The following is a 9,683-nucleotide window of genomic DNA, read 5'->3' as shown; positions in this document are numbered from 1 at the left end:
GCTTCAACAAGCTTAAACACTTCCGCCGCTTCGCAACCCGCTACGACCGCCTCGCCGCCCACTACCTGGCCTTCATACACCTCGCCGCGTCCATGATCTGGATGCGCTGAATGTCGATTGGACCTAGCTCCGATGGGACGGCTTTCTCGCGACCAGGTCGATCAGCGCCGACATGCCCAGATGGCCTTGGCCTTCGTGCAGTTCGCCGTCGTACTCGGTGAGTTGGAGGATGTCGAAATCGCTGAAGGCCTCTTCCAGCAGTTCCCGCGTGTAGAGGTGTTCGCGCTGGCTCGGTCCCCCGGTGGCGTAGGCGAGCTGTTCGGGCCTGTAACCTTCCATGAGGATGAGGCCGCCTCGCTTCAGCGTGTGCTTCATGCCCTCGAAAATCACGGATCGGAGTTCGGGAGCGGCGAACTGGATAAAGATGGCCACGACCACGTCGAACCGTTCGGCCGGCCATTCCCAATCTTCAATCCGCGATAGTCGGTAGTCGACAGTCGCGCCCTTCTGGGCGGCAAGTCGACCGGCCTTGCTCAAACCGATTTCCGATGCGTCGAAGGCCGTTACGTTCAGCCCTTCCGAGGCCAGCCACACGCTGTTTCGTCCCTCTCCGTCGGCGACGGCAAGAGCGCTTTGGCCTGGTTCGAGAAGATGAGCGCAGGATGTCAGGAAGCGGTTGGGGTCGACGCCGAACACATAGTCTGACCCCGAATATCTTTGATCCCACATCAGTTATCTCCGTTCCGGGGTCCGTCCTATTGCAAGCTTGCGCGATGACAAGGGTGATGAGGAGGGGTCAGCTCCAGATCGCCGCTGCGCTGCGCCACAGCATGTAGGCGGCGACCGCGAAGATCAGGATGGCGAAGAGGGTGTTGAGTGCGCCCTTGTGAGCCGACAGCCGCTTCGAAAGCGCCGCGCCGACCAAGCCCCCGGCTACGCCGCCGCCGATGAACACGGCCGCGAGCGGCCAATCGACCAGGCCTGACAACGCATAGTTCAGCGCGGCTGTGAGCCCGAAGGCGGCGACGGCGACCAGTGACGAGCCGACGGCGTTGCGCATCGGCATCCCGGTCGAAGCCATGAGACCGGGCACGATCAGGAAGCCGCCGCCGATGCCGAAGAAGCCTGAGAACAGCCCGGTGACCCCGCCATAGCCGAGCACCTTCGGCGCGTTCTCCCGGCGGCACTGGGCGTCCGGATCGCCGGGATCGCCGCGGGTTTTCAACATCAGCGCGCCCACCGCGATCATCAGTAGCGCGAAGAGGAACAACAGCTTCTGGCCGTCGAACGCCTTGCCGAGCGTCGATCCGGCATAGGCGCCCGCAACGCCGGCGGCGGCGAACATGCCTGCGCAGCGCCATTTGATGGCGCCCTGGCGGGCGTGCGGTATGAGATTGGCTCCGGCGTTGGCGGCGACCGCGAGCGCACTGGTGCCGATCGCGACGTGCGGCGATGCGACGCCGACGAGATACACCATGAGGGGGACGGCGAGGATCGACCCGCCGCCGCCCACCAGGCCGAGCGTAAAGCCGACGAGCGAACCCGATCCCGCGCCGAGCAGATATTGGATGGGCTCGAGCGTCATGGCTTCAGAGCCTGTCGACCGGCAGCTTCAGGTAGCTCGTGCCGTTGTCTTCCGGCTCCGGCAGGCGGCCGCCGCGCATGTTGATCTGAATGGACGGCAGGATCAGCCGCGGCATCCCGAGGGTCGCATCGCGCGCCTCGCGCATGGCGACGAACTGGTCCTCGCTCACCCCGGTGCGGATATGGACATTGTGCTCGCGCTCCTCGCCGACCGTCGTCGCCCAGGCGTAGGTGTCGCGGCCCGGGGCCTTGTAGTCGTGGCAAAGGTGAAGGCCGGTCTGGTCCGGCAGCGACAGCAGGCGCCGGATGGAGCGGTAGAGCGTGCGCGCATCGCCGCCGGGGAAGTCGGCGCGGGCGGTCCCGTAGTCGGGCATGAACAGCGTGTCGCCGATGAACGCGGCGTCGCCGATCACATAGGTCATGTCGGCCGGGGTGTGGCCGGGGACATGCAGCGCGATCGCCTCGATCGAGCCGACCCTGAAGCGATCGCCGTCATCGAACAGATGGTCGAACTGCGAACCGTCGCGGGCGAAACGCGTGCCTTCGTTGAAGATCTTTCCAAAGACCTGCTGGACGGTGAGGATATGACGGCCGATGGCGAGCTTGCCGCCCAGCTTCTCCTGCAGGTAGGGCGCCGCAGACAGGTGGTCGGCATGGGCGTGCGTCTCCAGCAGCCATTCGACCTCCAGCCCCGCATTCTCGACATAGGCGATCACCTTGTCGGGGGACGCATAGGAGGTGCGCCCCGACGCCGGATCGAAATCGAGCACGCTGTCGATGATGGCGGCCTTGCCGGTCGCCGGATCGGAGATGACGTGGGTGACGGTGAACGTGTCCTCGTCGAAGAAGCTGCGGATGACCGCGGGCCGCGCGTTGCTCGCGGCCGCGATGATCCTGGCGGCTTCACCGATGTGCGGGTCGGTCATGGTCTTGTCCTTTCCTGATAGGCAGGCGCCGGCTTCGCGTAGGGGGAGAAGCCGGCGCGAGCGGCTCAGAGCGTCCTCTTGCTGAAGTACCAGTCGGTGTAGTCGTAGCCCTCGTTGGCGCGCGCCTTGGCGGCCTCGGCGGTGGCGGGCGGCGGCACGATCACCGGCTCGCCGGGCTGCCAGTTCTCAGGCGTCGCCACCTTGTTGGCGTCGGACGTCTGAAGCGCGGTGAGCAGGCGGATGAATTCCTCGACCGAACGGCCGTTCGACATCGGGTAGTAGACCATCGCCCGGACGACCCCTTCCGGGTCGATCAGGAAGGTCGCCCGCACCGCCGAGGTGTCGGAGGCGCCGGGGTGGATCATGCCGAACGCCTTGGCGACGTTCATCGACAGGTCGTCGATGATGGGGAACGGGATCTCGACGCCGAACTTCTCCTCGATGCTGCGCATCCAGGCGATGTGCGAGTGCACGGAGTCGATGGAGAGGCCCAGAAGTTCGCAGTTGAGCGCCTTGAAACGGTCGGCCGCTCTCGCAAACCCCATGAACTCGGTCGTGCAGACCGGAGTGAAGTCCGCCGGGTGGGAGAAGAGGACCAGCCACTTGCCCTTGTAGTCTTCGAGCGAGCGTTCGCCATGGGTGGTCCTCGCCTTGAAGGCGGGAGCGGGCTCATTGATGCGCGGCATCGAGGGGCGGCTGTCGGGTTGGTCCGTCATTGCTATCTCCTGCGGCTAAGGGGTGATGGCTAATGGGTACATATTTTATTTAATCATGTGAACATAATTTAATTGATGCTGAAGATTGGATTTTTCAATGGGCCTGTAAATCCTTGCGTGAAGCGTCTGGGCGGCGGTGAGCGCGGGCGCCTGCGGACAAGCCGCCGTGTCAGTTTCTGAAACTAAGCGATGAGTCTGCTGCTCAATCGGCCAGCACGCGTCTCACCCATTCCAGCAGGCGGGTTCGATCCATGGCGCCGGCGACGCGGGCGATCTCGTTCCCGTTCCTGAATGCGATGAGGGTGGGGATGGAGCGTATGGCGAAGCGCCCTGCCAGGCGGGGTTCTGCTTCGGTGTCGACCTTCAGGAGGCGGACGTGCGGCTCCAGTTCGGCGGCGGCGCTCTTGAATGCTGGGGCCATGGCATGGCACGGCCCACACCAGTTCGCCCAGAAATCTGCGACGACGGGCAGGCTGTCGCGGCTGACATGGCGATTGAACGCGGTCTCGTCGACTTCGACGGGCTGGCCCTGAAACAGGGGTGCCTTGCACCGGCCGCATTTGGGCCCGGCGCCGAGCTTGGCCTTGGGAATGCGGTTGATGCTCGCGCAGGCTGGGCACGTCACCAACACCGGTTCGGACATGCGGAGGTCCTCCAAGGCGCATTTGCCTGATCGTTTACCCGTATGATGTAACCGTGTAAAAGATGGATTCAATCCGTTACAGGAGTCGGATTTTGAGCCCCAGTGCAGACGAGTATACGCGATCCCTGCCCAGGGCGGTGCAGATCGGCGACGTCGCACCCAATTTTCAGGCGCGCACGACGATGGGCGAGGTGAGCCTGTCCGACTATCGCGGCCGCTGGGTGCTGCTGTTCTCGCATCCTGCGGATTTCACGCCGGTCTGCACCAGCGAGTTCGTCGCCCTGTCGCGGGCGAGCGAGCGGTTCAAGGCGCTCAATTGCGAGCTGCTCGCGATCTCGGTCGATAGCCTCTACGCCCACCTGGGGTGGATACGCGCGATCCATGAGCATTTCGGCGTGACCGTCGGTTTCCCGATCGTCGAGGATCCGTCGATGGTGATCGGCCGAGCCTATGGAATGCTCGCCGAAGACGCCCCGGACGCCGCGACGCTGCGCGCGACTTTCTTCATCGACCCGGACGGCGTCGTGCGCGCCAAGCTCTGTTATCCCGCAACCATCGGCCGGTCGGTGGAGGAGCTGCTGCGCGTGGTCGCCGCGCTGCAACGGGTCGACAGCGACAATGTGGTGACGCCCGAGGGCTGGCGGCCGGGCGACGACGTGCTCCTCCCGCCCTACCAGGATCAGGCGTCGGCGCTGGATGCGACCGGCGACGCATGCTGGTTCCATCGAACCCGGCCCGACAGGCAAGCAAAGGCAGGCAAGTGACGACCTTCACGGACAAGGAGCTCGACGCGGTCACCGACGTCCTGAAGGCGCTGGCCCACGACGTCCGGCTGAAGCTCATGCGGACGCTGCTCGAGAACGGGGAGAAGTCGGTCGGAGAACTGGAAACCCTGACCGGCGTCGGCCAGCCGGGGCTATCGCAGCAGCTCGCCATTCTTCGCAAGGCGGAGCTGGTGCAGACGAGGCGCGAGGCGAAGCTGGTATTCTACAGCCTTTCCTCCGATGCGCTGCGGGACACGGCGAGGCTGCTTTGCGCATTGGGGGGCTTTTCCCCGAAGGACGAGCCGATGACGACGAAATCGACTCAGTCGCGTGCGAGGGGCTCGGCGGCCACCTTCGCCAAGATCCTGTAGTCCACGCCGTCTGATCGACGTTCGCGCCGGCCAGGCCGCTGGCTCGCAACGCCGCCGCCCAATAGCGAAGGCGGAGGCTGGACCGCCGTGACGTGTCAGTCCTCCTCGATCGGCGACCTCGGCCGGCCGAACTGATCGCACAGCATATCGATCAACTGACGGACGCCGTCGTCGGCCAGGCGGTAGTAGATGGTCGTTCCCTCTCGGCGCGTGCGCACCAGGCCGCCCGCCCGCAGCTTGCCCAGGTGCTGCGAGACACTGGACTGCGACTGCTCGCAAAGGTCCACCAGCTTGCCGACCGACATCTCTCCCTGGGTGAGACGGCAAAGCAGCAGCAGCCGCTGCTCGTTGGCGAGCAGCTTGAGGACGTTCGCGGCTTCGACCGCGTGTTCCGCCAACTGCGCCAGCGGGGTGTCGAGGGGCATCATCGGGTCGCAGGCCTCCCATCATCCCGAAGCACCACATAGATCGCCGGGATGACCAGAACAGTGAGCAAGGTCGAGGACGCAAGCCCGAACAGGAGCGAGATCGCAAGCCCTTGGAATATGGGATCGGTGAGGATCACGGCCGCGCCGATCATGGCGGCGAGCGCCGTCAGGAGGATCGGCTTGAATCGGATCGTACCGGCCTCGATGAGAACGTCCCGCAACGGCTTGTCGGCCGTGGCGGTGTGCCGGATGAAGTCCACCAGCAGGATCGAGTTGCGCACGATAATTCCCGCCAAGGCGATGAAGCCGATCATCGATGTCGCCGTGAACGGCGCCCGGAACAGCATGTGGCCGATGACGATGCCGACCAGGGTCAGCGGCACCGGGGTCAGGATGACCAGCGGCAGGCGGAAGCTGCGGAACTGCGCGACGACCAGGACATAGATTCCCAGCAGGGCGACCATGAAGGCCGCGCCCATGTCGCGGAACGTGACCCAGGTGATTTCCCATTCGCCGTCCCAAAGCATGGACGATACGCTTTCGTCCGTCGGTTGCCCGTTGAGGCGGATGACGGGCTTCTGGAGGCCTTTGGCGGCCCAGTCATGGGCGTTCACGGCGCGATCGACCGCTAGCATGCCGTAGATCGGCGCTTCATAGGCCCCGGCGAGTTCGGCCGTCACCATGTCGGCGTAACGGCCGTCGCGTCGGAAGATGGTGAGGCCGCCCGTCTCGGTCTTGGCCTCGACCACGGCGCCCAGGTCGATGAGCTGGCCGTTCGGCGTCCGCGCGACCGGCGTGCTCGAAAGGGCCTGTGTCCAGCTCCGGTCCTTCTGTTCGAGCGCGATGGTGATCGGGAGCGGCGAGCGCCCGTTTCCGCGCGGGGCGTAGCCCACGGTCTGGCTGCCCATCAGCATGGCGAGGCTGTCGGCGACCTCGCGTTCGGACAGGCCGTAATAGTCGATGCGGTCACGCTGCAGGTCGAGGCGCAGTTTGGGCCGTGGCGCGCCGAAGCTGTTGTCCACGTCGACGATGAAGGGAACGGATTTGAAGATTTTTTCCAGCTCGACGGCCGTCTTCCGGCGGGTGGCTTCATCGGGACCATAGACTTCGGCCAGGAGCGTCGCGAGCACCGGCGGCCCCGGCGGCGTCTCGACGACCTTGACCGAGGCTCCATCCGGCAGCTTCAGAGCCTTCAATCGCTGGCGCAGATCGAGTGCGATCTCGTGGCTGGAGCGGTTGCGGTCGCCCTTGGGGAGAAGCGTCACCATCAGGTCGCCCTGTTCGGGCTGCGAGCGCAGGAAGTAGTGGCGAACGAGGCCGTTGAAGTTGAACGGCGCCGAGGTCCCGACATACGCCTCCATCGATGTCGCTTCGGGCAGATCGCGCGCGACGCCGGCGACATCCTCCAGCACACGGCTCGTATGTTCGAGGGCGGCGCCTTCGGGCATGTCCACCACCACCTGGACCTCCGACTTGTTGTCGAACGGCAGCAGCTTCACCGTCACGGCCTTGAAGTAGAACATTGAACAGGCGACGAGCGTCGCCACGCCGACTCCGATCAGGAAGTTGCGGGCCGACCTGCGGGTGTCGATCACGCGATGGGCGACGCGAGCATAGAGCCGCCCCAGCCTGCCGCCGCCTTCTTCGTGGCCATGGGCGAGGGTCTTCCGCGCGAAGCGGATCATCAGCCAGGGCGCGATGACCACGGCGACGAAGAAGGAGAAGATCATCGCCGCCGAGGCGTTGACCGGGATCGGCGCCATGTAGGGGCCCATCAGGCCCGAGACGAACAGCATGGGCAGCAGGGCGGCGACCACGGTCAGGGTCGCCACGACGGTCGGGTTGCCGACCTCGGCGACGGCTTCGACCGCCGCCTGGCTGCGGCTGCGCCCGTCGTTCATCGCCCAGTGGCGGGCGATGTTCTCGATCATGACGATCGCATCGTCCACAAGGATGCCGATGGAGAAGATGAGCGCAAACAGGCTGACGCGGTTGATCGTGTAACCCATCAGGTTCGAGGCGAACATGGTGAGCAGGATCGTCGTCGGGATGACGACGGCGGTCACCCCGGCCTCCCGCCAGCCGATGGCGAAGCCGATCAGCACGACAATGGAAACGGTCGCCAGCCCCAGGTGGAACAGCAGTTCGTTGGCCTTCTCGTTCGCTGTCTCGCCATAGTTGCGGGTGACGGCGACCGTGACATCCTCGGGGATCAGCTTGCCCTCGAGGGTTTCGACGCGCTCGAGAATGGCGTCCGACACCACGACGGCGTTAGCCCCGGCGCGCTTGGCGAGCGCTATGCTGACGGCCGGCGCGGAGTCCCACCTGCCGTTGTCCGCCTTGGCCCAGCGCCAGGCTCGCGCCTGGTCCTCGCGCGGTCTCTGAGTGACGGTCGCGACATCGCGCAGATAGACGGGCGCGCCCGAGCCGGAACGGACGGTCAATAGCCCCACCTCCCGCGCCGACGACAGGGTGCGGCCGGCGGTCACGGCGACCGCCTTGCCGTCCTCGCGGATGTGGCCGAGCGGGAAGCTGCGGTTGGCTTGGCTGGCGGCTTCGATCACGCTGCCCAGCGGTACGCCATACTGGCGGAGCTTGGCGGGATCGGGGGCGATGCGGATCTCCTCGGGACGGCCGCCGACCAGGAAGGTGAGTCCGACGTCGTCGACCTTGGCGATCTCGGTGCGCAGTTTGGAGGCCAACTCGTAGAGACTGGCGTCGTTCCATTGTCCCGCCGCTCCCGGCTTGGGGGCGAGGGTCAGGACGACGGCGGGCACGTCGTTGATGCCCCGCACCGTCACCTTGGGATCGGGAACGCCGACGGGTTTCTTGTCCCAGTTGGCGCGCAGCTTCTCCTCGATCCGGATGGCGGCGTCTTCGGGATTCGACCCGACGAGGAAGCGGGCCGTGACCATCACGCCGTCGTCCTGCGCCTGGGTGTAGACGTGCTCCACCCCATCGACGCTCTTGACGATGGTCTCGAGGGGAATCCCGACCAGCTCTGTCGCGTCGGCGGCGGAGAGGCCTGGGGCCATCACCTGGATGTCCACCATCGGCACGCTGATCTGCGGTTCTTCTTCCCGGGGGATGGAAACCAGCGCCAGCAAGCCGACCGCTATCGCGGCGAGCAGGAACAGCGGCGTCAGGGGGGAAGCGATGGTGGCCTTGGTGAGGCGACCGGAGATGCCCAGGTTCATTGGCCGGCCGCCCTCGCTGGCCTTGTGGGCGCCCACAAGGCGTCGCCGGAGTACACCCCGCTCAGGATCTCGACCGTATCGGGATCGCCGGTGGGCGCGATCTGCACCGGAACCATGCTCAGACGCTTGCCGTCGACCACCACCTGAACCTGATCTATGCCGTACCGTGTGGTGACGAAGATCTTGGGCGCCACGAGCGCCTTGCGTGTCCCGATCTCGACAGAAGCGCTCACGCGGCGCCCGACGAACTGGGTGGTGAGGCCGGGCAGAGTCGCATCGACGCGCACCTGACCGTTGGTGATTCCAGGATAGACCTGCGTCACGCTGCCCTGAGACGAGTTCGAAGGCAGGTTCCCGTCGTTGACGATCACGCGCGCACCAGGCCGGACTTGTCCGGCGACGGATTCAGGCAGCATCAGGCGCAAGATCGGCGGGCCTGCGGTGATCGTCGCGATCGACATGCCAGGCGCGACGACCGAGCCTGCAGGAATGTCCGCGCGAAGCACGCGGCCAGTCGCGGGGGCCAGGACAGCGCCTTGCTCGGCGACGCTGGCGCTGGCGCCTTGCTGAGCGCGCGCGGCGGCGACTTGCGCGTCGGCTGCGTGCGCGGCGGCCAGCGCCTGGTCGAGCCGCGCCTTGGCGTAAACGCCATTGTCGTAAAGGTCCCGGATGCGTGCGAGGTCGGCATTGGCGCGTGCGGCCTCGGCCTGGGCGGCGGCGACCTGGGCGCCATAGGCGCGCGTCTCGTAGCCGAGTCGGGAGTCGACGATCAGGCCGATCCTTTGGCCCTCCTGCACCACATCGCCCGCGCGCACCGAGAGCGACGTCAATACGCCGGGAATGCGGGCGAGCGCCTCGGCCTGGTCGCGCGTGGCGATCTCCGCGCCGACCGCCTTCAGCTCGGCCATCTCCTTCGGCGCCAGCCGCAAGATATCGCCGGCAGGCAAGGACGCCGCCGCAGGTTCGCGCTCCGGTTCGCGCCCACAGGCCGATAGCGCGAGCAGGGCGCCCGCCAACCAGAACCACTTGGCCATGCCGTTCACCGTCCCGCCTG

General features: G+C 66.0%; 10 protein-coding genes and 1 pseudogene. 3 read left to right on the top strand and 8 right to left on the bottom strand.

Translation table 11 applies throughout. The features are described from left to right. Positions 1-110 (top strand): annotated as a pseudogene (locus ACE3TL_RS04425) (IS5/IS1182 family transposase); the annotation flags it as partial. A 13-nt stretch (positions 111-123) separates the two neighbouring features. Here ACE3TL_RS04425 and ACE3TL_RS04420 read toward each other — a convergent pair. The 5 genes from ACE3TL_RS04420 to trxC form a co-directional block, all read right to left on the bottom strand. Beyond that, the gene (locus ACE3TL_RS04420) at positions 124-729 is read right to left on the bottom strand and encodes a class I SAM-dependent methyltransferase (protein ID WP_374577517.1); all 606 of its coding nucleotides are present in this window, start codon (positions 727-729) and stop codon (positions 124-126) included. Between the two features lie 67 nt (positions 730-796). Further along, a complete protein-coding gene (locus ACE3TL_RS04415; RefSeq protein WP_374577516.1) occupies positions 797-1,585 on the bottom strand; it encodes a sulfite exporter TauE/SafE family protein in 789 nt (262 codons plus the stop codon). A 4-nt stretch (positions 1,586-1,589) separates the two neighbouring features. Further along, the gene (locus tag ACE3TL_RS04410; protein ID WP_374577515.1) at positions 1,590-2,510 is read right to left on the bottom strand and encodes an MBL fold metallo-hydrolase; all 921 of its coding nucleotides are present in this window, start codon (positions 2,508-2,510) and stop codon (positions 1,590-1,592) included. 65 nt (positions 2,511-2,575) lie between these two features. Continuing rightward, positions 2,576-3,226, bottom strand: a complete 651-nt coding sequence (locus ACE3TL_RS04405) for a peroxiredoxin (protein WP_374577514.1) — start codon at positions 3,224-3,226, stop codon at positions 2,576-2,578. Between the two features lie 202 nt (positions 3,227-3,428). Next, positions 3,429-3,869, bottom strand: coding sequence for a thioredoxin TrxC (gene trxC, locus ACE3TL_RS04400; RefSeq protein ID WP_374577513.1), 441 nt, complete (start codon positions 3,867-3,869; stop codon positions 3,429-3,431). Positions 3,870-4,006: 137 nt separating this feature from the next. On the opposite strand from trxC, the gene ACE3TL_RS04395 reads away from it, so the two are divergent. Continuing rightward, the gene (locus ACE3TL_RS04395) at positions 4,007-4,633 is read left to right on the top strand and encodes a peroxiredoxin (RefSeq protein ID WP_374577512.1); all 627 of its coding nucleotides are present in this window, start codon (positions 4,007-4,009) and stop codon (positions 4,631-4,633) included. Next, positions 4,630-5,004, top strand: coding sequence for an ArsR/SmtB family transcription factor (locus ACE3TL_RS04390; RefSeq protein ID WP_374577511.1), 375 nt, complete (start codon positions 4,630-4,632; stop codon positions 5,002-5,004). Before ACE3TL_RS04395 ends, ACE3TL_RS04390 begins: the two co-directional genes overlap by 4 nt. Before the next feature lie 95 nt (positions 5,005-5,099). Here ACE3TL_RS04390 and ACE3TL_RS04385 read toward each other — a convergent pair whose 3' ends face one another. From ACE3TL_RS04385 to ACE3TL_RS04375, 3 genes are read right to left on the bottom strand one after another with little or no spacing between them, the layout of a single operon-like run. Further along, complete coding sequence (locus ACE3TL_RS04385; protein WP_374577510.1) at positions 5,100-5,429, bottom strand: ArsR/SmtB family transcription factor; 330 nt, start codon at positions 5,427-5,429, stop codon at positions 5,100-5,102. Beyond that, positions 5,429-8,629, bottom strand: coding sequence for an efflux RND transporter permease subunit (locus ACE3TL_RS04380; protein ID WP_374577509.1), 3,201 nt, complete (start codon positions 8,627-8,629; stop codon positions 5,429-5,431). Before ACE3TL_RS04380 ends, ACE3TL_RS04385 begins: the two co-directional genes overlap by 1 nt. After that, complete coding sequence (locus ACE3TL_RS04375) at positions 8,626-9,663, bottom strand: efflux RND transporter periplasmic adaptor subunit (RefSeq protein WP_374577508.1); 1,038 nt, start codon at positions 9,661-9,663, stop codon at positions 8,626-8,628. Before ACE3TL_RS04375 ends, ACE3TL_RS04380 begins: the two co-directional genes overlap by 4 nt. Between the last annotated feature and the right edge of the window lie 20 nt (positions 9,664-9,683).

It is taken from the genome of Phenylobacterium sp., assembly GCF_041920015.1.
In the GTDB taxonomy this organism is placed as follows: Bacteria; Pseudomonadota; Alphaproteobacteria; order Caulobacterales; family Caulobacteraceae; genus Phenylobacterium.
Note: the sequence above shows the minus strand (reverse complement) of the source record. Positions and strands in the feature narration are given on the sequence as shown.

What these genes read in the sequence shown, in the direction of transcription:
- ACE3TL_RS04420 (WP_374577517.1), bottom strand. Translation starts at nt 729, where the DNA reads ATGTGGGATCAAAGATATTCGGGGTCAGACTATGTGTTCGGCGTCGAC.
- ACE3TL_RS04385 (WP_374577510.1), bottom strand. Translation starts at nt 5,429, where the DNA reads ATGCCCCTCGACACCCCGCTGGCGCAGTTGGCGGAACACGCGGTCGAA.
- ACE3TL_RS04410 (WP_374577515.1), bottom strand. Translation starts at nt 2,510, where the DNA reads ATGACCGACCCGCACATCGGTGAAGCCGCCAGGATCATCGCGGCCGCG.
- ACE3TL_RS04415 (WP_374577516.1), bottom strand. Translation starts at nt 1,585, where the DNA reads ATGACGCTCGAGCCCATCCAATATCTGCTCGGCGCGGGATCGGGTTCG.
- ACE3TL_RS04380 (WP_374577509.1), bottom strand. Translation starts at nt 8,629, where the DNA reads ATGAACCTGGGCATCTCCGGTCGCCTCACCAAGGCCACCATCGCTTCC.
- ACE3TL_RS04375 (WP_374577508.1), bottom strand. Translation starts at nt 9,663, where the DNA reads ATGGCCAAGTGGTTCTGGTTGGCGGGCGCCCTGCTCGCGCTATCGGCC.
- trxC (WP_374577513.1), bottom strand. Translation starts at nt 3,869, where the DNA reads ATGTCCGAACCGGTGTTGGTGACGTGCCCAGCCTGCGCGAGCATCAAC.
- ACE3TL_RS04405 (WP_374577514.1), bottom strand. Translation starts at nt 3,226, where the DNA reads ATGACGGACCAACCCGACAGCCGCCCCTCGATGCCGCGCATCAATGAG.